Source organism: Gilliamella sp. B2717 (assembly GCF_026536675.1).
Classification (GTDB): domain Bacteria; phylum Pseudomonadota; class Gammaproteobacteria; order Enterobacterales; family Orbaceae; genus Gilliamella; species Gilliamella apicola_I.
Window position 1 is genome coordinate 4,892 of record NZ_JAFNNQ010000002.1, and the last position, 22,937, is coordinate 27,828.

Below are 22,937 nucleotides of genomic sequence, written 5' to 3' on the forward strand. Positions count from 1 at the left end.
TTACCGCCTGCTTTCGCTGACGCCGTGTCAGTGGATGCGCATTATAGAGCCTTAGAAAAATCATGCAAGCAATTATTTCAAATTTTTGTGCGTTTGTTTCATATTTATTCAAAGCCATTTGCGATAAATTTTTGACATAAAACAAACCAACCAGATAAGGTCTTGTAAAAACAATTTGCTAGATAATTATCATTACATTTCTATTCATTCACCTTACCATAGCAACAATAATTACTTTACTTAATCCTTCTTATTTAAAAAAACTGTTGTGGCAATCATTTTTATTTTTTAAACCCATAATTTTTTTATCCAAGCTTAATTAAAGTTAACGTTAGCGAATACTACCTATGACATAAACTGATTTATCTTTTAATATAAATTTTATTATACAAGCAACCAGCACACTGAACGCCAATGTGAATATTAATAAACAAACTGCAACAATTGCAGCTAATTCACCATTTTCTGTTTTAAGAATACTGCCCAGTTGTGAAACTTGAATTAATTTTAAAAGCTCAATAATGATTATTTGATGAATAAAATAAATTGGAAAACTTATATTAGCCATAAATGAGAAAAATTTATAAACCATCCCGTCATTCGTTTTATGATTCAATCTATCTAAAAAATAGAGTGCTAACATAAATAGGATAATTTTTTGCAACGTATCAAGCCAAAGTTTTTCGACACCAAGATTATCAACATAACGCCCAACAAAAGTGACAAAAAAGCACAATCCTAAAAAAGCCATAATCAGATATAAGTTATTTTTAATTGCTTTGATGATTGTTTCATAATGTTGTCTAGTCATCATTCCGATTAAATAGACAGGACCATAATGTAATAAATTTAGTAGGGGTTTAGTAAAGTCAGGTTTTGTGAACATAACAACCCAAAACATACATATCAGACCGGCAACAATCAAATTCTTTTGTGATAACTTATAAAACAGAGGCGCCATGATATAAATAATGATAATCATTGGGATGAACCAGAGCGGTAATAACTGCGAACCGGTTAGCATCATGATAGTAATCTGACTCATAACACTCGTTTGCGTAACAGAAAAAAACGGTAATTGTGATAATTGTTGATAATGAAAAAAAAGAAAACAAAATATAGATACAGAGATATAAGGACAGACAACCGTTTTAAATTTGGATAAATAATATGTTTTTGTATTATATTTGTAAGTTAAATGTTGAAACAGAAATCCTGCAATTAACACAAAAAAAGTTGTGAAATTAAAGGCAAATAAATTTAAAAACGAGTAAAGATAACTATTTTCAATTAAGGTTTTATTATTGATAAATACACCTAAGCAATGACTGAAGACAATCATCATAATTGCAACGCCACGTAATACGTGGATGGAGTGAATTTTTTGAGCTTTTACAGTTGTCATTTTTAATAGTAATGATAGAAAATATATAATTCTCTATACTGTATCATATAATTAAACGACAATAATAAGTATTTATAAAAACGAAGATAAACAGTTATCAAAGAAATGTTAGATTGTATTAATGTTCTCTATTTAATTTCTTTGCAGCAAACGAACAGATAGGAATGATTTCTCGATGTTCTTCAGTTAATTTTTTGACAGTAAGATCGAGTAATTTATCAGCCAAACCATGACCACGATAACTTGAATCCACAAAAGTGTGATTAATTGTCGCTTTGTCTTGACCAATACGAGAAAATGTCATTTCTGCTATTTCTTTATCATTATCAAGAATATAAAATCTTTCTGGGTCTTCTTTATAGATAAGTGACATACGCTTCTCCTTACATTCGGGATAATAAGTATAGAGTGTAAAATTATTTGTTTATGATGTTACCAACTTATTTATATTAAGGAATTTTATTTAGATTTTGCAGTTATTCTTTTCGGAGTTAACGACCCTTCGTTAACATGATTTTTATCGATTATTTATGGATAATATTAACTTTGTTGAAGTTATATTGAAATTTTTTAAATCATATAAATTTAAAAAGTAGAACGGTATTAACTTGATCCATTAACACATCATTTTATATTTCATAGGTGAACTTTTGATATAAACGTAATATTCCCATTATATTCAATTATTCACCTTCATTTGATTTACCATTTGTTGATATTTTTAAAGATTACTGTACATTCTAAAATAGACGTTTAGCAACATTATATAATTCCATATCAAACGGACGTTTCATTGTATTAATTGCTTCTATGATGTCGTGATGAACTAGTTTACCATTTTGTACACCTACACAGCGTCCAGCATGACCTTGTAGCAACAACTCGACAGCGAAAGCCCCCATACGAGAACCTAAAATACGATCGTAAGGAACCGGTGAACCACCTCGTTGAACATGACCAAGCACAGTAGCTCGAGTTTCATGATGTACAGCAGCTTCAATATCAGCTGCAAGCTGATTAACATCACACATATGCTCAGTAACAGTTACAATAGCATGTTTTTTACCCTTAGCAAAACCGAGTTTAATTTCTTCAATTAAGTCTTCTTTAGTATAAGAAACTTCAGGGATAATCATGAATTCACAACCGCCAGCCACAGCTGCATTTAACGTTAAATCACCACAATCACGTCCCATAATCTCAATCACTGAAATACGATGATGAGAAGAACAAGTATCACGCAATCTATCGATAGCTTCGACGGCGGTGCTAAGTGCAGTAAAATAGCCAATTGTATAATCCGTACCACGAATGTCATTATCAATTGTGCCGGGTAAACCAATACAAGGGAATCCTTCTTCAGTTAATCGCATTGCTCCCATATAAGAACCGTCACCGCCAATGACTACTAATGCATCGATTTGGTGTTTTTGCAGATTCGCTATTGCTTTTTTTCTCACCTCTTTATCTTTAAATTCAGGAAATCTCGCTGAACCTAAAAATGTACCGCCTCGTGTAATAATATCTGACACACTAGCACGATCTAATTGAGTAATTCGATCTTCACAAAGCCCTAAATAACCATCATGAATACCAAAAACATCCAATCCTTCCGTTAATGCCGTTCTAACCACACCACGAATCGCAGCATTCATCCCTGGCGCATCACCACCACTGGTTAAGATACCAATTTTTTTTATCATACAACATAACTCCAAATAATAATTAACTTTTAACTATTATAGAGTTTTAACAGATATCTAACAATAGAATATAAAAGCTATTTTTGGTTATAATTTATCACTCATTTTTTCAGCAGGAACAACCGATATAGGATCTTGATGAATAATGACTGTGGCTGGCGCAAATTCATTAGAAAGATGTTTTTCAACCGCATCGGTTATGGCATGCGCTTTTACTAATGGCATGTTATCATCAAGTTCAATGTGTAATTGAATAAATTTTACAGGCCCTGCTTGTCTGGTTTTTAAATCATGAAAACCATGTACTTGTGGAAATGATGCCACAATTTCTGCTATTTTTTGGTTGTCACTATCAGGCAATGCGCGATCAAGCAAATCTTGTATAGCGTTGTAGGCAATATGGTAAGCATTATAGCAAATGAATAAAGCGATAAAAAAAGCAAATACAGCATCTGCATAAGTAATGCCATACCAACTTAAACAGAGTGCGATTACTACTGCGACATTCATAAACATATCCGAAGAGTAATGTAGCATGTCTGCTTTCACTGCTTTGCTTTGCGTAATTTTTATTACATATCGTTGATATAACACTAAGACACAAGTAATGACTGTCGAAATGACAGACACGATGATACCAAATAATGGAACCTCAAGTGCTGTAGGATGAACGATTGATTTAATGCTGGAAAGAAGCAAAATTGTCGCTGATCCAATAATAAACGTACTTTGTGCTAAAGCAGCAAGTGATTCTGCTTTACCATGACCAAAAGTATGATCATCATCAGCAGGTTTTAATGCATATCTCACAAGAAAGAAATTTAGACCGGATGCGATTAAATCTATACTTGAATCAAGCAGTGAAGCAAATAAACTAATTGACCCCGTAAACCAACACGTAATTAATTTGATAGTAATTAAGAAAATAGAAATTAAGACGGCACTTAATGTCGCTTTTTTAACTAATTTTTCGTACAAATGTGAATTTGACATTTGATACCTATTTATTGATAGGATTCAATTCCTGATGGTAGTACTAACTGTTCAGCAACTTCAGCCGCTTTATTTTTACCTAATAAAGCATCAATAATTTTTAAAGCAAAATCAATTGAAGTCGCAGGACCTTGGCTAGTAATGATTTTATATTGTTCGTCAAAGTATACTCTTTCGGCTTTCCAATGTTTAAATGCATCTTTAGTTGTTGGATAACCAGTCATATAAGCATGAGGGAATAAATGATGATATTGTAAAACCATTGCAGGAGATGCACAAATGGCCGCAACAATATTACCTGATTGATGTGTTTGTTTTAATTTTTCGATTAACTCAGGACAATCACGAAAATTTTCCGCACCTTTTAAACCACCCGGCAAGATAACCACATCAAAATCAGTGTGTTTAATTTCGGAAAATACTTTTTGTGCAAGGATAGTTACCCCACGAGAACACGCAACTTCACGTGAATGAGAAATACTTGCAGTGATAACCTTTATACCTGCACGGGTCAATAAGTCAATGGTGGTAACGGCCTCAGTTTCTTCACAACCTTGAGATAAGAATACTAATGCTTGTTTAGTCATTATTGTTCTCCTTTTAACATGTCAACCGTTATCACAAAGACTAGATAGGATTAATTGACTTTAATCCTTTCAATTTTAGCGCCTAATTTTCTCAATTTATCTTCTATATTATCATAACCACGGTCGATATGGTAAATACGATCAACAATAGTTGAACCTTCAGCGATACAGCCGGCAAGAACCAAACTTGCTGAAGCGCGTAAATCAGTTGCCATGACTTGCGTTCCACTTAGTTTTTCAACACCGTGTGTAATTAATGTATTACCTTCAATTTCAGCTCTGGCACCCATACGCACAAGCTCAGGTACATGCATAAATCGATTTTCGAAAATCGTTTCTTTAATAATTCCCGTTCCTTGTGCAACCATATTTAATAGAGAAAATTGAGCTTGCATATCTGTTGGAAAGCCAGGATGTGGTGCGGTATGTATATTGACCGCCTTAGCACGTTTACCTTCCATATCCAAACATATCCAATCTTCGCCGGTTTCAATTTTTGCACCAGCTTCTTTCAATTTAGCAATGACGGCATCAAGTAGCGTTGGATCGGTTTTACGACATGTAATTTTACCTTTGGATATTGCTGCTGCAACAAGGAAAGTGCCAGTTTCAATACGATCTGAAACAATCTCATGCACGCCACCACCTAAACGCTCAACACCTTCAATCTCGATACGAACAGTTCCTGCACCCGTAATTTTTGCCCCTAACATATTTAAAAATTTAGCTGTATCAACTATTTCTGGTTCACAAGCGGCATTTTCAATAATCGTTTTGCCCTCTGCTAAGGTGGCAGCAGACATAATAGTAACTGTAGCGCCAACACTTACCTTGTCCATTACAATATGAGCACCTTTTAATCGTCCTTCAACCGAAGCCTTAACATAGCCCTCATCTAAGGTAATTGTTGCGCCTAATTGTTGTAGGCCAGTGATATGTAAATCAACAGGTCTGGCGCCAATAGCACAACCACCCGGTAACGAAACTTGCCCTTGTCCAAAGCGCGCAACCAACGGTCCTAAAGCCCAAATTGATGCACGCATTGTTTTAACAAGTTCATAAGGAGCACAATAGTTATCGAGATGACGCGCATCAAGATGAATCGAACCATTACGTTGACATTTGACACCTAACTGACTTAATAATTCTAAAGTCGTATCAATATCTTTCAATTTAGGCACATTTTGAAGTTCAACTGGTTTTTCAGCTAAAATCGCTGCAAATAAAATTGGAAGCGCTGCATTTTTAGCGCCAGAAATAACGACTTCGCCATTAAGTGAGGTTGGACCTGTAACGTGAAACTTTTCCATTGTTAACTCTTATGTTTGATAAATTGGCAAATATTATAAAAGTTATTTGCTAATAGATAAATGAATTTTATAAGATATCCAAAAAAACCAACCTTATCATTATTTTCAAAAGGGATTTGTTAAAAACTTTCCCATATTGTTTATGAATTGATAAAATCCCTGCTAAACAATGATTGACTCAAATAAACAAGCACCTTATAGTTAAGTACTGTTATTTAGAGTAATCACCATTAAATTTGTCATGTTTAGCGTGATATTATTACTTAACAAAAAACACAAAAAACAATTTTATTTAAGAGAAAACACATGTTTGATTCACTCGCAAAAGCTGGTAAGTACCTTGGACAAGCCGCTAAGTTAATGGTTGGTATTCCCGATTATGATACTTATGTTCAACATATGAAGTTGACCCATCCAGAACAAACGCCAATGACTTATGAAGAGTTTTTTAAAGAGCGCCAAGAAGCACGTTATTCAGGCAAAGGTGGGTTTAAATGTTGTTAACAATTAAGAATATGTCATGACTGAGCAAATTAATTCTTCTTTACTTCCTGTCACGATATTAACAGGTTTTCTTGGTGCAGGAAAAACAACACTAATTAATTATTTATTAGAAAATAACCGCAACGAAAAAACAATTATTATCGAAAATGAATACGGACCGGTAAATATTGACAGTAATTTGCTTAATGTCAGCACGGATATTCAAATTGTCGAAATTACTAATGGTTGTATTTGTTGTACCATTCAAGGCGAACTAACTGAGGCACTATATCAACTGCACGCTAAACGCATCGCAGGTGAATTACAGTTCGATCGTATTATTATTGAAACGACAGGCCTTGCTGATCCTGCGCCAATCATACAAACATTTTTTATTGATGAATTGATTCGGGAAACGATTCAATTAGATGCAATAGTCACTTTAGTCGATGCTAAACACATACTAACACATCTTGATGAGCATCGAGTCGCCCTTTCACAGATCGGTTTTGCAGATCGCATTATTTTAACAAAAACAGATTGTGTTGATGAAGAACAAAAAAATCACGTTATAAACCGACTTCACCATATTAATCATAAGGCAATGATAATTGAAGCGGTTAATGGTCAACTTCCAAAATCCGCATGGCTAGATATTCACGCATTCGATTTGAGTGATGAACTCACCATTAATCGAGGCTTGTTTGTCATTGACACAAGCCCAAAACACCAATCAGGCTTTAAACTCATTCCGTTAAAAAAATCTCATTCACTTAAAAATGATGAAATCTGTTCCTATCTTTTCGAAGCAAAACAACTTAATTTAAAAAAGATAGGTTCATTTATGGAACAACTTGTTGAGCAATATGGTAATGACATGTTGCGTTATAAAGGTGTATTGGCTATCAAAGGGAATGCTCAACGTTTAATAGTGCAAGGCGTTCATAAAGTAGTCGGATTTGATTATGGTTCGCCTTGGCAAAATGAACAAGAGAAAGAGTCGAAGTTAATCGTTATCAGTCGCCCCTTACCTTTTGACGAGTTGAATCAGGCATTTTTAAAAACCATGGAAATATAATCGTTAACTTGCATTCAATAGGTTATTACATCAATTTATTCCGTTATTAAAAAATTATATGGTATTCACTCTTCTTTATTGCCATTTAATAACGGTTAAATTTTATTGACTTTTATGTAATAAAAATCCATTTTTTCAATTAATCGGGGACTTTTTTAATTCATTTGTTCCCTCTAATCAAAGCAAAAAAATATAACTTGCTTTCAACATAAATTTTTAGATTAGCTGAACTGAACTAGCTTTTTTACAAAAAGGTCTATTTACCGATCATTTGAAGACAAATCACATATCCTAAACCGCATACATAATAGTAATATTAAATCCAAATATGATAACATAGACCCAATTTATTATTTATAGGACAACTGACTTAATAGTATGGATTATGATATCGCAATTGTAGGTCTTGGACCTGCAGGCAGTACCTTAGCACGTTTACTTAGCCCATCATTTAAAATTATTGCATTTGATAAAAAACATCAATCCGGTGATGCAGGTTTTCATAAGCCTTGTGGTGGATTACTCGCTAATGATGCACAAAAATCATTTATTCGGCAAAAACTGAATTTACCTACTGATATTTTGTCTGATCCGCAAATTTTCAGCGTAAAAACTTATGATCTACAGACTAATCTTATTCGTAATTATCAACGTACTTATGTTAGTTTCGATCGGCATAAATTCGATTTATGGTTGAAATCACTGATTCCACCCTCTGTTGAAGTGCATCACAATGCATTATGTAAAGAAGTAATGCGTATTATAGAAGGTTATCAAATTACTTATCTTGATGAAAATAACATAGAGCATAAAATCACAACTCGTTATGTTGTTGGCGCAGATGGCGCAAATTCACTAGTCAGACGAATGCGCTATCCTTCCCATTCAATAAGACAGTATGTTGCTATACAACAATGGTTTGCAGAAAAGCATCCCCATCCTTTTTATTCTTGTATTTTTGATAATCAATCAACCAATTGTTATGCTTGGAGCATTTCAAAAGACGGGTCATTTATTTTTGGTGGCGCATTTCCTAAAAAAACAGCCAATCAACATTTTGAAAATCTGAAAGAAAAGTTAACTCAGCAAGGGTTTATTTTCGGAGAACCTCATAAGACAGAAAAATGCTTAGTGATTTATCCAAACCGCTTTCGTGATTTTTATACAGGAAACGAGAACATTTTTTTAATCGGTGAAGCAGCAGGATTTATTAGTGCCAGTTCTTTAGAGGGCATTAGTTATGCGCTTGATAGCGCCGAGATTTTAAGTAAGATCTTAAATAGCACTGATCCCGATCCAAATAAACGATATTATTTTAAAACTTTGCCGTTACGATTAAAGCTATACAGTAAAATAGTCAAAGCCAAAATATTAACTACCCCTTTTTGGCGTAAATTAATCATGAAAAGTAAAATTCAGCATATAAATATGGAATAAATTATATTAGACTGCATACTGTTAATTAAATAATAAATTAGTTTAATCATATCGATGAAATAAATTAGGAAATAATTATTATGTTTGACGTAAACGATTTAATTCGTTTTAATCACGAATGGTCAGAAAAGATTGAGCAGGAAGACCCTGAATTTTTTAAACAACTTGCAGTTAAACAAAACCCTAAATTTTTATGGATCGGCTGTTCGGATAGCCGTGTTCCAGCAGAAAAACTGATCAAACTCAAACCAGGAGAGATGTTTGTCCATAGAAATGTCGGTAATCAAGTAATTCACACAGATCTTAACTGTTTATCGGTCGTGCAATATGCTGTTGATGTGCTAAAAATTGAAGATATTATCGTTTGTGGTCATTTAGACTGTGGGGGCATTCGAGCTGCAGTCGAAAATCCAGATCTCGGTTTAATCAATAATTGGTTGTTACATATTCGTGACCTATGGTTTCGAAATAGTTCACTACTTGGTAAATTTGCGCCAGAACTTCGCATGGATATATTATGCGAATTAAATGTTATTGAACAGGTTTATAATTTAGGTCATTCAACCATTATTCAGTCAGCATGGCAACGCGGTCAAAAAGTCAATTTGCATGGTTGGGTGTATGGTATTGGTAACGGTAAGATTACCGATTTGCATATTACTTCATCAAGTAGCGAAAATCTTGAAATTAATTATCGGGAAGCGATTTCTTATCTTTTAAATTTACACAAAGAACAATAATTATTGGCTCATATTTATTTGAAGCGGTAAATGATTTGATTACTGCTTCCTCGCCATAATAACTTTGGATCGGCTTGTTCTTGAACAAATTTGCCATCAATTAAGACATCAATATACGGGATAACAGCCTGTTGTTCGGGTGTTAACTCATCAAGTTTATAGCCTGTCCAAAGCCAAATATCTTTGTTATCACATTCTGTTTTTACACGTTTGACCAATTTTAAAATTGTTGGCACATTTTGAGGATGCAAAGGATCACCGCCAGAAAGCGATAATCCTTGACGTTTTATTTCTGTATCTTGTAAATCTTTGATGATTTGATCTTCTATTGACTGTGTAAATGGTAAACCCGAATCTAATGACCATGTACTTTTATTGTAGCAGCCACGACATTGATGAACGCAGCCAGCAACAAAAAGCGTACATCGAGTACCTTCACCATTTACAACATCAACAGGATAGTAACGATGATAGTTCATAAATAGGTAATAATTTTTTAACCAATTTGCCCATTATCCAAATGTTTAACACGACGTTTAACTTCTTCTTGTTTACCTGCATTAAATGGACGTGCATCGGGACTACCTAAATACCCACAAACACGGCGAGTTACTGAGACTTTAGCCGAATCATGATTACCACAACTTGGGCAAACAAACCCTTTGCTGGTACATGAAAATTCACCGGTATAACCACATTCATAGCATTCATCAATTGGCGTATTAGTACCATAGTAAGGTACTCGAGAATAGCTATAATCCCAAACATCTTCTAACGCTTTAACATTGTTAATCATATTTGGATATTCACCGTAACAGATAAACCCACCATTTGCCACCGCAGGATATGCTTTTTCAAACTCAATTTTTTCGTACGGATTGACCTTTTTTTCAACGTCTAAATGGAAACTATTGGTATAGTAACCTTTATCTGTCACTCCTGGTATAACACCAAATTCAGCTGTATCAAGACGGCAAAAACGGTCACATAAGTTTTCACTTGGTGTACTGTACAAACTAAATCCGTAACCAGTTTCCTCTTTCCATTGCTCAACCGCTTTACGTAAATGTTCAACAATAGCTACGCCTTTTTCTCGTAAAATTTCGCTATCAAAAGGATGTGTTTGATTGCCATATAACGCATTCAAAGTTTCATGAAGTCCAATATAACCAAGCGAAATTGAAGCTCGACCATTTTTGAAAATTTCAGACACACTATCGTCTTCTTTTAGCCTTACACCACATGCCCCTTCCATATATAAAATTGGCGCAACACGTGCTTTAACACCATCCAGACGGGCAATACGTGTCATCAGTGCTTTTTTACAAAGCGTTAAACGCTTATCTAAAAGTTCCCAAAAGCTTGCTTCATTACCTTTTGCTTCAATGGCAATACGTGGCAAGTTTAAACTAATCACTCCTAAATTATTACGTCCGTCATGAAGTTGTTCACCGTCTTCTTCATAAACCCCTAAAAAGCTTCGACATCCCATAGGTGTTTTGAATGAACCAGTCACTTCAACAACTTTATCGTAGTTTAAAATATCAGGGTACATGCGTTTACTTGCACACTCTAATGCAAGTTGTTTAATATCGTAATTTTTCTCATCAGGCTGACGATTAATGCCATCTTTAATAGCAAAAACAAGTTTAGGGAAAACAGCGGTTTTGTGATTTTTACCTAAACCTTTAATTCGTACTTTTAAAATGGATTCTTGAATTAAACGTGATTCCCAACTGGTACCTAAACCAAAACCAAACGTTACAAATGGTGTTTGACCATTAGCAGTGTGTAAGGTATTAACTTCGTATTCAAGCGATTGAAACGCATCATAACACTCTTTTTGTGTTCGACTTTCTGCATAAGCTTCAGGATTAGGAATATGCCATTCTTCAGCAATCTGTTTATGCTTTTGATAACTGATGGTTACAAATTTCGCTAATATTTCATCAATGCGATTGATTGTTGTTCCACCATAGATATGACTTGCAACTTGAGCAATTATTTGTGCGGTAACCGCAGTGGCAGTTGCAATAGATTTTGGTGGTTCAATTTCAGCGTTACCCATTTTAAAACCATTGGTTAACATTCCATCTAAATCAATTAACATGCAGTTAAACATTGGAAAGAAAGGCGCATAATCTAAATCATGATAATGGATTTCACCAATATCATGAGCACGAGAAACATCTTTTGGTAACAAATACTGTTTGGCATAATGCTTTGCCACAATGCCTGCCAGTAAATCACGCTGAGTTGGAATCACTTTACTATCTTTATTGGCATTTTCGTTCAAAATAGCCACATTACTTTGTTCAATTAGCCCACGAATATCTTGATTTAAACGACTACGTTCTTCCCGAGCACGATCACGGTCGTGACGATATTCGATATAAGTTCTCGCTAATTTTTTATAAGGGCCTGACATTAATTGATTTTCAACAGCATTTTGAATTTCGTTTATATCAACGCTTTCGCGTTCGCTCATTAGGTTGGTCACCATACGAGCAACGTCAGCACAATAATCCGGGTCATTAACATTCGCTGCAACCGCAGCTTTAACTATAGCATCTTTAATTCGAGTCTCATTGAATGCAGTTTGACAACCATCGCGTTTGATAACTACAGGCATATATACTCCTCAATATTCATTAATAATTAGCGCTGGGACAAGGTTTAGTTCACATATTAATATTCATTGTAATTATTAAGAATTATTCGTTTCTCGTAAGAATATTAAGTGTTTTTTGAGATAGACAGAGATTTTCACATAGCTTAAATAATACTATATATAGTAGATATATTGAGATTATACACCATATATTGTGTTTTTCTAGATAATTTACTAAATTAAATTACTTGACACGCTTCAAGCCAAGTACGACAAGTCTTTTGATATGTAAAGCCTAAAGATAAGAAAGGTTGTTTTGCAAAGAAATTTCAAGCGCAAAGAAAAAGTGCAAGACTCACTTGCACTTTATTTTGTCAAACTGGAGTGATTTTTTATATTTTATGACTCATTATTCAACCAATCAGTGTGGAAAACACCTTCTTTGTCGGTACGTTTATAAGTATGAGCACCAAAATAATCTCGTTGTGCTTGAATTAGATTAGCTGGTAATACTGCTGAACGATAGCTATCATAATATGCTATAGCGGCAGATAATGTCGGCACAGCAATCCCTTGTTGTACAGCTAAAGACACAACATCACGCAGTGATTGTTGATAAGCTTCAACGGTTTGCGTAAAGTATGGAGCGAGTAATAAATTATCAATCTCGTTATTCGCCGCATAGGCATCAGTGATTTTTTGTAAGAACTGAGCACGAATAATACAACCTGCTCTGAAGATTTTCGCAATTTCACCATAATTCAAGTTCCATTGATATTGATGAGAAGCGGCTTTTAATTGAGCGAAACCTTGAGCATAAGAGATAATTTTACCCATATAAAGCGCTTTACGGATTTTTTCAATTAACGCTTGTTTATCACCCGAATAAGCAACCTGCTTCGGTCCGCTTAAAACTTTAGATGCCACAACACGTTGCTCTTTAATTGCTGAAAGGTAGCGTGCAAATACTGACTCAGTAATTAATGATAAGGGTTCACCTAAATCTAAAGCACTTTGACTAGTCCATTTACCCGTTCCTTTATTACCCGCTGCATCAAGAATCACATCCACTAAATAATTACCGTCTTTATCTTTATGTTTAAAGATATCAGCCGTAATTTCAATGAGATAACTATCTAATTCACCTTTGTTCCATTCAGTAAAAACTTGAGCAAGCTCATCATTATTTAAACCTACTGCGTGTTTTAATAAAGAATAACTTTCAGCAATTAATTGCATGTCGCCATATTCAATACCGTTATGAGCCATTTTGACGTAATGACCTGCCCCATCTGGTCCGATATAGGTGACACAAGGCTCGCCATTTACTTTAGCGGCAATTTTTTCCAAGATTGGGGCAACTAATTCGTATGCTTCTTTTTGACCGCCTGGCATAATTGAAGGACCTTTTAATGCTCCTTCTTCACCACCTGAAACACCTGCACCAATAAAGTTAAATCCTTCTTCAGAGAGTGTTTTATTACGGCGAATCGTATCTTCAAAATAAGCATTACCACCATCAATGATTATATCGCCTTTATCGAGTAAAGGACGTAACTCATCAATCACCGCATCAGTCCCTTTACCAGCTTGAACCATAATTAATATACGACGTGGTTTTTCCAAAGAATTAACAAAATCTTCAATCGTAAAGTAAGGAACCAATTGTTTATCGGAATGCTCAGCGACAACTTGCTCTGTTTTATCTTTAGAACGGTTGTAAATAGCAACAGAAAACCCACGACTTTCAATATTGAGCGCAAGGTTACGCCCCATGACCGCCATTCCAATAACACCGATTTGTTGTTTAGACATGATTTGGCTCCTTTATTTAATCTTATATAACCTTTCTAATAAGGTTTTTTAACAACATCCAAAACTTTAAATAAGTTTTATAAAATAAAATTATGCTATATTTGCCACAAAAAAAGCCGTATCAGCATAGAATACGGCATTTTTATAACTTTACTGGTTTAACATCTCTACCATAAAAATCACGAGCGTTTCATCATTTCAAAAAACTCGTCATTCGTTTTCGTCATGGCAAGTTTATCAATTAAAAACTCCATTGCATCGATTTCACCCATAGGGTTAAGAATCTTGCGTAAGATCCACATTTTTTGTAGTTCATCTGGTGAAGTCATTAAATCTTCTTTACGCGTACCTGAACGGTTAAAATCAATAGCTGGGAATACACGACGCTCAGCAATTTTACGAGATAAATGCACTTCCATATTACCCGTACCTTTAAACTCTTCGTAAATCACTTCGTCCATTTTTGACCCCGTGTCAATCAACGCCGTTGCAATAATCGTTAAACTCCCACCCTCTTCGACATTACGAGCAGCACCAAAAAAGCGTTTTGGACGATGTAACGCATTGGCATCTACACCACCGGTTAATACTTTACCGGATGACGGAACTACTGTGTTATAAGCTCGAGCTAAACGCGTAATGGAGTCTAACAAAATAATGACATCTTTTTTATGTTCAACTAAGCGTTTTGCTCGCTCAATAACCATTTCAGCAACTTGAACATGTCTTGCTGCTGGTTCGTCAAAGGTTGATGCTACCACTTCACCCTTAACTAAACGTTGCATTTCGGTAACTTCTTCTGGACGTTCATCAATCATCAATACGACCAGTTCACACTCAGGGTGATTGACTGCTAAGCTTTGAGCAATATTTTGCAACAACATTGTTTTACCCGCTTTCGGCGGAGCAACGATTAAACCACGTTGACCTTTACCAATTGGCGAAGCTAAATCAAGTACTCTGGCGGTGATATCTTCAGTTGATCCATTCCCACGTTCCATACGTAAACGAGAATTAGGATGAAGTGGAGTTAAGTTTTCGAAAAGAATTTTATTGCGGGCATCTTCAGGCTTGTCGTGATTGACTTCATTCACTTTTAACAAAGCAAAATAACGCTCGCCTTCCTTAGGCGGTCTGATTTTACCTGCTATGGTATCACCAGTCCTTAAATTGAATCGTCTAATTTGACTTGGTGAGACATAAATATCATCCGGTCCCGCTAAATAAGAGCTATCAGCTGAGCGTAAAAATCCGAATCCATCTTGCAAAATTTCAAGCACACCATCACCAAAAATATCTTCACCGCTTTTGGCATGTTGTTTAAGGATTGCAAAGATAATGTCTTGTTTTCTAAGACGGGCAAGATTTTCTAGCCCCATTGTTTTTTCACCAAGCGCTACTAGCTCGGAAACAGATGTGTTTTTTAATTCAGTTAAATTCATAATTTTAAAAATTCTTGAGGATAAAATTGATATGTTTGCAATTAATGTTATTTTTGTATATTCGTTTCATTTACTTATAAAAAAATTCTCTCTCTGACAATACACAAATTCAATCTGTTATGAAGCTTTTAATGATAATTTAATATCTGAATATAGAATTTTCACCACTTTATCAAGAAAAACAATGAATTGTAGAAAGGGGTCTTCGTAAGAGCTAGCAATTTACACTAAAAACAGTAATATGTCTATAATAAATTCAGTTTGTTTTAATAAATTTGTAAATATTATTATTACAATAAGTAAATGAGTAAAAGAGTAATACGCAATTTAATTACTCTTTTTATGCTTTAGGTACTAAAATTAATTTATTCGAAAAATCTAAAACAACATTAAAGTTGTTCATCAATGAAACTTTTAAGTTGAGCTTTAGACAATACACCAACTTGAGTTGCAACCACTTGACCATTTTTAAAAATCAATAGTGTTGGGATGCCTCTAATACCAAATTTCGGTGCAATATTTGGGTTTTCTTGCACATCTAATTTTGCAATCACAATTTTATCACTATATTCTTGGGCAACTTCTTCTAAAATTGGGGCTAACATTTTACACGGCCCACACCATTCAGCCCAAAAATCAACCAATACAGGTTTTGTTGCTTCTTTGATTGTATTATCAAAAGTAGTTTCAGAAAGAGAAACAATATTATTGCTCATTTATTTTCTCCAAATATAGAATTACATGGTTTTATATTAGGATATTTTCGTTTTCTTCGCTAGTAATTATTATAATAGGGTATAATTATTAGTGATGACCATAAGTTTAATATGTTATAATCCCACTATTCCGATAATTAAACTTAAAACCACAATGATTCAATCTTATCTAACAAAAACAACATTTAATCAATTTCCGCTTCATCCATTAGTGATTAAAGCACTTGAGAAAAAAGGGTTTGTTTATTGTACTCCAATTCAAGAACAAGCTTTACCATTTACTACAAAAGGAATTGATATCGCCGGTCAAGGACAAACTGGAACAGGCAAAACAATGGCGTTTTTGGCATCAACATTTAACTACTTGTTGAATCATCAACCCTTGCCAGATCATAAAGCGAATCAACCTAGGGCTATCATTATTGCCCCAACGCGTGAATTAGTTGTGCAAATTTATCATGATGCAGAGTTATTATCTAAAGAAACCGGACTAAAATTGGGATTAGCCTATGGTGGTGATGGCTATGATAAACAATTAAAAATGTTATCCGCAGGTGTAGATATTTTAATTGCAACAACAGGTCGCTTAATTGATTATGCTAAACAAAAATATATCAATTTAGAATCAATTCAAGTTGTGGTTCTAGACGAAGCAGATCGTATGTTTGATCTCGGTTTTATTCGAGATGTACGTTGGATTTTTAAACATATGACACCACCCGAAAAACGCTTAACGATGTTATTTTCTGCAACATTAACACATAATGTGCGTGAACTTGCTTTTGAGCATATGAATAATCCTCAATATGTTGAAGTGGAACCAGAACAGAAAATCGGGCATCGTATTAAAGAAGAACTATTTTTCCCTTCCAATGAAGATAAATTAGCTTTATTGCAAACACTTATTGAAGAAGAATGGCCTGAGCGTTGTATCATATTTGCGAATACTAAAATTGCATGTGAAAAAATCTGGCGTCATTTAGTTGCTGATGGTCATCGAGTTGGGTTATTAACGGGTGATATTGCTCAGAAAAAACGTTTATCTATTTTGGAACAATTCACGCGAGGTGATATTGATATTCTCGTTGCAACAGATGTTGCAGCACGGGGATTACATATTCCGAATGTAACACATGTTTTTAACTATGATCTCCCTGATGATTGCGATGATTACCGTCACCGTATTGGTCGTACTGGACGAGCAGGTGCTGAAGGTAATTCAATTTCTTTAGCTTGTGAACGATACTCACAAAATTTGCCAGCCATTGAAAAAGCCATTGCGCATGCAATCCCTGTTAGTCAATATGATCCTTCGGCCTTGTTGACTGACTTACCAGCGCCAAAAGCGTTTAGACGTCCACCTAGAAGAAGATCATCTTCATAACTGATCTTTTGATCATCATAAATATAGTTATCTAAAATTATCATTAAACAGGAATGCTTTTTAGATAACTATAGTGATTATTTTATTTGTGCAATTAACACCCAAAAATGACGATTGAAATGTTAGTCTTTTTTTCGTTGCTTTAAAAAAGCTTGATATGCAGTCTCTATTGCATTTTTAGTCGTTTTTGATAATGATGCAACATGGCATCGATGCAATGAACCATATAAGACAAAAAGAATATTTTTAGAGATTTCAGCTTTTTTAGACTTAATTTTATGATAGGTTTCTAAATAACCTATTTTACGATAAGTCTCGACATCTTTAATTCCTACACTACACAATAATCGTTCTAATGACAATGTCATATTGGGTAGCTCTTTTATTCGATTCGTTTTTATTTCGTTTTTTTCATGTTTTTCTTGTTTAGCATATTCAATTGCCATTTTAGCCAATGAATGTAGTTTTGGCAGATCATTGAGCCACTCATCCTTAACTTTATAATAATCAAGTAATTTGGTTAAAACACCTGATGATAACGTTAGCGGTTGCATACCTTGTTCAATAAAGAATGAACGGTATGATGTATGTCCTCTTAAATAAAAATCCGTTTGACTTATCCATCCAAACATTGTTGTATCGCTACTAATGCTGAACCCACCAAAAAAGGTTTTAATTGAAATGCCACTAAAGCCAGAGAATTTTGTTAATATTTGATTTGCAAAGGTTGAACTCATATTTTATTTCCATTTTTTTACTTAATTCTGTACTAAATCACTTAACCAACTTAATAATCAAATCAAAACTATCGTATTTTACTCAATACTCCAACTAATTTTCGTATCCATTAATCATTATTGCGATCTGTCTTCCATAATTAGACAAAAGTTATTAATTATCGAAAGATTTATTGTTATTACTGACAAATATCAAAAAAAGTGTTGCAATTGTAAATTTTAGGTGTATTTCGCCCCAGAATTCCAAAAGAAAAGTAGCTTAAAGATTGTTATTCTGACTTAATAATTATACAATCTGTTCCAGTAGATTTTATTAAATTCATTTTGTCTTTATCCATTATCATGATTAAAAAAATTTTTGGTTTATTTTCTCTATTTTTTTCGTTTGTGGCATCTGCTGATCGACAACCACTAATAGATTCGTTCGTCCTGTGTAATCCAAATTTTTTCAATACTGTTTATAGCAATAAAGATGAGTTAAAACGTTTTACCAATGTCCAAATTTTTGACGGTAATCTGGCTTATATTCCTGTCACTAATCGATTTGATACGGGTAAAAATTTTATGTATTTTTCGCTGCCTATCAAATACAAAAATTTAACCATAAAAGGTTACTATGACAGTGCAATGGATTTAGGTAAAATTGGCAAATATTATTTTTGGGGATTCATCATTGATAATGATATTAATCAGATCAAAAATACATTAAATTATCTCAACTGGAAAAACATGGAAGATAACCAGCTTTATATTGCCAATCCTAAAATTCGGAGCCTCAATGATGATAATCAAGTTTGGCATACTAATACAGGTACTGTTGTTGGTGTGAAAACGATTCCTGCACCAAATACGATTGAAAAATTGCTATTACTTGAGAAAAACGGCAGTATGACTTTACTTATGTGTTCGATTCAAGGCGCCGTCACATCTGAACTGCTTAGGCGAGAACGCCCTGATATCCAGTAACATTTGATGAATTAAATTGCTAACTCGTCCATTTCACCCGTTCGAATACGTATTACTTGTTCTACGTTATACACAAAAATCTTACCGTCCCCAATTTTTCCTGTTTGTGCTGTTTTCATAATTGTTTCAATACACATTTCCAAAATATCATCAGGAACTATCAGTTCAATTTTTACTTTGGGTAAAAAATCCACCATATATTCAGCACCACGATAAAGCTCGGTATGTCCTTTTTGGCGACCAAAACCTTTAACTTCGGTCACCGTCATACCAGTAATACCTTGATCAGCAAGCGCCTCTCGAATGTCATCTAATTTAAAGGGTTTGATAATCGCTTCAATTTTTTTCATCTCTATTTGCCTTTTATTCGATATTACCAATTCTTAAATCCAAAAGCAGAAGTAATCGGATAGCGTCTGCCTTTACCAAAGTTACGTGCCGTAATTTTAGGTCCTACTGCTGATTGGCGTCGTTTATATTCATTAATATCAACTAATTTTATGACTCGTCTTACTGTTGATTCATCATAGCCTTGCTCAACCAGTTCTGCAACGGAAAGATCCTGCTCAACATAGCCTTTTAAAATACCATCTAAAATATCATAAGGAGGTAAATTATCTTCATCTTTCTGATCAGGTGCAAGTTCGGCAGAAGGCGGACGCGTAATGACGCGTTCTGGAATAACATAAGATCGTGTATTTCGATATTTGGATAATGCGAAAACCAAGGTTTTAGGTACATCTTTAAGTACATCAAATCCGCCTGCCATGTCCCCATAAAGCGTGGCATAACCGACCGACATTTCACTTTTATTACCCGTTGTTAACACCAGTCTGCGACGTTTATTAGACAGTGCCATTAAAATGACACCCCGACAACGGGCTTGTAAATTCTCTTCAGTGGTATCTTTTTGTGTACCGGCAAACATTGGACTTAAAGACGACATAAATGCATCAAACATTAGTTCTATTGATACAATATCAAATTCTACACCTAAAATTTCGGCTTCTTCTTTAGCATCAGCGATACTGATATCAGCGGTATATCGAAACGGCATCATTACCGCTTGTACTTTATCTTTACCTAGCGCATCAACCGCAATGGCGAGTGTTAAAGCAGAATCAATCCCTCCTGAAAGCCCTAATACTGCGCCTTGAAAACCATTTTTCGTAATATAATCACGTGTCGCAAGCACTAACGCATCATAAACAGAAGCTAAATCATGATTCTGACGAATTTCCAATGCTGGATGATCGAGACCAAATTCAAAATGAGTAATTTGTTCTTCAAAATGATTAAGTTGACAAACAATCTCACCTTTTTCATTGCAAACAAACGAACCGCCGTCAAAGATTAACTCATCTTGCCCTCCAATTTGATTAACATAAACAATCGGTAGTTGTGTTCGTGTAGCATGATCTTGGATCAATGTTTGACGATTTTTCTGTTTTTGATAATCATAGGGAGAAGCGTTTATTGTGATCACCAAATCAACTTTTTGTTCACTAAGCTGATCGATAGGGGCATTTTGCCAAAGATCTTCGCAAATTAATAACCCTAATTTTTTTCCTTTAAAATTTACAGTACCATTTTGATTACCGGCTGTAAAATAACGCTTTTCATCAAAGACATCATAGTTTGGCAACAGCTGCTTATGATAACAAGCCAACTGTTTCCCTTCCGAAAAAAATGAAAGTGAATTATAGATTTCTCCATTTTGCCAGGATGGATGACCGACTATAACAGCACACTGCTTGCTTACCTCTTGAATAGACAATAACGCTTTTTGGCAACGAGCTTTAAAATCGGAGCGGAAAATAAGATCCTCTGGTGGATAACCACATAAAGCCAGTTCAGAGAATATAATCAGGTCGTGGCATGAATGGCGCTTGATCAGTTCAATAATCTGCTCAGTATTGCCTTCTATATCACCCACACGCCAATTTTTTTGTGCTAAAACAATAGATATAGCCATATAAAATTTAATTTCATAAAACAAAATTGCCGATAAGTTTAAATGATTCTATGTTGCACTGCCACATTTTTATCGCTAACATGCAACATTAACTCGACTTGAACTTGTTTGGAAATAATTATGCAAAAAATTCTAAATGTGGCACTAGCAAAACGTAGCTATCCCATCACTATTGGTGAAAACCTTCTTAATGAATTTGAACATTTTAAACTTCAAGCAGGTCAACGGGTAATGATTGCAACAAATGAAACCATTGCACCACTTTATCTGCAAAATCTAATCGACATGCTTGAGACGCATGGCATTGAAACGGATTGTGTTATTGTTCCTGACGGTGAACAATACAAAACAATGGAAACATGGAACAAGATGTTAACGGCGTTACTTGCCAATAACCATACCCGTAATTCAATCCTGATTGCATTAGGTGGTGGCGTAATTGGTGATGTAGCAGGATTTGCAGCTTCAGCTTATCAACGTGGTATTAAATTCATCCAAGTACCCACGACGTTACTTTCCCAAGTTGATTCATCGGTAGGCGGTAAAACCGCGATTAATCACCCATTGGGCAAAAATATGATCGGCGCATTTTATCAGCCGCAAGCAGTTGTCATTGATCTTCATTGTTTAAAAACGCTACCACAGCGTGAACTTTCGGCAGGTTTAGCAGAAGTGATTAAGTATGGCATTATTTTAGATAGTGATTTTTTTAATTGGTTAGAGCTGCATATTAATGATTTACTCAATTTAGATGTAAATGCACTAAGTTACTGTATTTATCGCTGCTGTGAGCTTAAAGCCCAAGTGGTCGCCGCAGATGAAACCGAGCAAGATATGCGAGCAATACTAAACCTTGGTCATACTTATGGACATGCGATCGAAGCCGAACTTGGCTATGGCAATTGGCTACATGGTGAAGCAGTCAGTGTGGGAATGGTCATGGCTGCGCATACTGCATCCATATTGGGTAAACTTTCAGTGACGGAAGTCGATCGCATTAAAAATTTACTCATAAACGCCAAACTACCCGTTGTTAGACCAAAACAAATGTCGATTGAATCTTATATACCACACATGCTCCGTGACAAAAAAGTCTTATCAGGCAAACTGAGATTAGTGATTCCAACCCAGATTGGTCATGCTGAAGTGATTGATGGAATTGATAAAAATGTAGTCATACAATCGATAGCGCGAACTTAAATTGAACTAATTAACTAATAGTGACGTTTTTATCGTTATCAATCCAAGCACGGATAATATTGAGCGATTAAGTCACTATCAGGTTTTATTAGCGTCTATTTATAAAAATGAGATTTATTACCAAATATGTTCCCTCTTAAAATTTATTAATATAAATGAAATATCACTCCCCTCCTGCAATTATTCAAACCATTAACAGCAGGTTTTAAAGCCTGTGTAATTACACGTATATCGATTAATCTATATAGATTGTAAAAAATTAATTACAGTTAAAATAATATTATCGATCTATTCATTGTAATCTATAAAAAACAGATAATTTATAGATACAACACATAAAACAATCTTTATTATT

The 22,937-nt window shown here is 34.6% G+C and carries 20 protein-coding genes and 1 pseudogene; 7 read left to right on the top strand and 14 right to left on the bottom strand.

What is annotated here, in order from left to right:
• Nucleotides 1-331: 331 nt before the first annotated feature.
• The 6 genes and pseudogenes from J3U35_RS00030 to murA form a co-directional block, all read right to left on the bottom strand.
• On the bottom strand, nt 332-1,405 hold the full coding sequence (locus tag J3U35_RS00030) for an acyltransferase family protein (RefSeq protein WP_267358784.1): 1,074 nt from the start codon (nt 1,403-1,405) through the stop codon (nt 332-334).
• A gap of 118 nt (nt 1,406-1,523) precedes the next feature.
• Nucleotides 1,524-1,787, bottom strand: a pseudogene (locus J3U35_RS00035) (GNAT family N-acetyltransferase); the annotation flags it as partial.
• Nucleotides 1,788-2,145: 358 nt separating this feature from the next.
• Entirely contained in the window at nt 2,146-3,108 is a 963-nt protein-coding gene (gene pfkA, locus J3U35_RS00040) for a 6-phosphofructokinase (RefSeq protein ID WP_220216427.1), read from the bottom strand.
• Between the two features lie 87 nt (nt 3,109-3,195).
• Nucleotides 3,196-4,101 carry a cation diffusion facilitator family transporter gene (locus tag J3U35_RS00045; RefSeq protein WP_267358786.1) on the bottom strand — a complete coding sequence of 302 codons (906 nt, stop codon included), beginning with the start codon at nt 4,099-4,101 and terminating at the stop codon, nt 3,196-3,198.
• Between the two features lie 11 nt (nt 4,102-4,112).
• The gene (locus tag J3U35_RS00050) at nt 4,113-4,688 is read right to left on the bottom strand and encodes a DJ-1 family glyoxalase III (RefSeq protein ID WP_267358788.1); all 576 of its coding nucleotides are present in this window, start codon (nt 4,686-4,688) and stop codon (nt 4,113-4,115) included.
• Nucleotides 4,689-4,738: 50 nt separating this feature from the next.
• The gene (gene murA / locus J3U35_RS00055) at nt 4,739-5,998 is read right to left on the bottom strand and encodes a UDP-N-acetylglucosamine 1-carboxyvinyltransferase (RefSeq protein WP_267358790.1); all 1,260 of its coding nucleotides are present in this window, start codon (nt 5,996-5,998) and stop codon (nt 4,739-4,741) included.
• A 306-nt stretch (nt 5,999-6,304) separates the two neighbouring features.
• On the opposite strand from murA, the gene J3U35_RS00060 reads away from it, so the two are divergent.
• The 4 genes from J3U35_RS00060 (at nt 6,305) to can (ending at nt 9,736) form a co-directional block, all read left to right on the top strand.
• On the top strand, nt 6,305-6,502 hold the full coding sequence (locus J3U35_RS00060) for a YbdD/YjiX family protein (protein WP_065558673.1): 198 nt from the start codon (nt 6,305-6,307) through the stop codon (nt 6,500-6,502).
• A 16-nt stretch (nt 6,503-6,518) separates the two neighbouring features.
• Nucleotides 6,519-7,559: a CobW family GTP-binding protein gene (locus J3U35_RS00065; RefSeq protein ID WP_267358792.1), complete on the top strand. Its 1,041-nt coding sequence runs from the start codon at nt 6,519-6,521 to the stop codon at nt 7,557-7,559.
• 378 nt (nt 7,560-7,937) lie between these two features.
• Nucleotides 7,938-8,996 carry an FAD-binding protein gene (locus tag J3U35_RS00070; protein WP_267358794.1) on the top strand — a complete coding sequence of 353 codons (1,059 nt, stop codon included), beginning with the start codon at nt 7,938-7,940 and terminating at the stop codon, nt 8,994-8,996.
• 80 nt (nt 8,997-9,076) lie between these two features.
• Complete coding sequence (gene can / locus J3U35_RS00075) at nt 9,077-9,736, top strand: carbonate dehydratase (RefSeq protein WP_267358795.1); 660 nt, start codon at nt 9,077-9,079, stop codon at nt 9,734-9,736.
• A 14-nt stretch (nt 9,737-9,750) separates the two neighbouring features.
• Here can and nrdG read toward each other — a convergent pair whose 3' ends face one another.
• From nrdG to trxA, 5 genes are all read right to left on the bottom strand, one after another.
• Nucleotides 9,751-10,215, bottom strand: coding sequence for an anaerobic ribonucleoside-triphosphate reductase-activating protein (gene nrdG, locus J3U35_RS00080; protein ID WP_267350452.1), 465 nt, complete (start codon nt 10,213-10,215; stop codon nt 9,751-9,753).
• Between the two features lie 17 nt (nt 10,216-10,232).
• A complete protein-coding gene (gene nrdD, locus J3U35_RS00085) occupies nt 10,233-12,368 on the bottom strand; it encodes an anaerobic ribonucleoside-triphosphate reductase (protein WP_267358797.1) in 2,136 nt (711 codons plus the stop codon).
• A gap of 378 nt (nt 12,369-12,746) precedes the next feature.
• The gene (gndA, locus tag J3U35_RS00090) at nt 12,747-14,162 is read right to left on the bottom strand and encodes an NADP-dependent phosphogluconate dehydrogenase (RefSeq protein WP_267350448.1); all 1,416 of its coding nucleotides are present in this window, start codon (nt 14,160-14,162) and stop codon (nt 12,747-12,749) included.
• A 179-nt stretch (nt 14,163-14,341) separates the two neighbouring features.
• Nucleotides 14,342-15,604, bottom strand: a complete 1,263-nt coding sequence (rho, locus tag J3U35_RS00095; protein ID WP_025314498.1) for a transcription termination factor Rho — start codon at nt 15,602-15,604, stop codon at nt 14,342-14,344.
• 389 nt (nt 15,605-15,993) lie between these two features.
• Complete coding sequence (gene trxA, locus J3U35_RS00100) at nt 15,994-16,320, bottom strand: thioredoxin TrxA (RefSeq protein ID WP_267350445.1); 327 nt, start codon at nt 16,318-16,320, stop codon at nt 15,994-15,996.
• A gap of 154 nt (nt 16,321-16,474) precedes the next feature.
• Here trxA and rhlB point away from each other — a divergent pair, with 154 nt between their 5' ends.
• The gene (gene rhlB / locus J3U35_RS00105; RefSeq protein ID WP_267350474.1) at nt 16,475-17,704 is read left to right on the top strand and encodes an ATP-dependent RNA helicase RhlB; all 1,230 of its coding nucleotides are present in this window, start codon (nt 16,475-16,477) and stop codon (nt 17,702-17,704) included.
• 122 nt (nt 17,705-17,826) lie between these two features.
• Here the strand turns inward: rhlB and J3U35_RS00110 are convergent, their stop codons facing one another.
• Nucleotides 17,827-18,441: a TfoX/Sxy family protein gene (locus J3U35_RS00110; RefSeq protein ID WP_267350444.1), complete on the bottom strand. Its 615-nt coding sequence runs from the start codon at nt 18,439-18,441 to the stop codon at nt 17,827-17,829.
• Nucleotides 18,442-18,783: 342 nt separating this feature from the next.
• On the opposite strand from J3U35_RS00110, the gene J3U35_RS00115 reads away from it, so the two are divergent.
• On the top strand, nt 18,784-19,407 hold the full coding sequence (locus J3U35_RS00115) for a hypothetical protein (protein WP_267350443.1): 624 nt from the start codon (nt 18,784-18,786) through the stop codon (nt 19,405-19,407).
• Between the two features lie 11 nt (nt 19,408-19,418).
• On the opposite strand, the gene glnB is transcribed toward J3U35_RS00115, so the two are convergent.
• Together glnB and J3U35_RS00125 are read right to left on the bottom strand one after the other, a co-directional pair.
• The gene (gene glnB, locus J3U35_RS00120; protein ID WP_065558663.1) at nt 19,419-19,757 is read right to left on the bottom strand and encodes a nitrogen regulatory protein P-II; all 339 of its coding nucleotides are present in this window, start codon (nt 19,755-19,757) and stop codon (nt 19,419-19,421) included.
• 23 nt (nt 19,758-19,780) lie between these two features.
• Nucleotides 19,781-21,382: an NAD+ synthase gene (locus tag J3U35_RS00125; RefSeq protein WP_267358799.1), complete on the bottom strand. Its 1,602-nt coding sequence runs from the start codon at nt 21,380-21,382 to the stop codon at nt 19,781-19,783.
• A 120-nt stretch (nt 21,383-21,502) separates the two neighbouring features.
• On the opposite strand from J3U35_RS00125, the gene aroB reads away from it, so the two are divergent.
• A complete protein-coding gene (aroB, locus tag J3U35_RS00130) occupies nt 21,503-22,582 on the top strand; it encodes a 3-dehydroquinate synthase (protein WP_267358802.1) in 1,080 nt (359 codons plus the stop codon).
• The last annotated feature ends 355 nt before the right edge of the window (nt 22,583-22,937 follow it).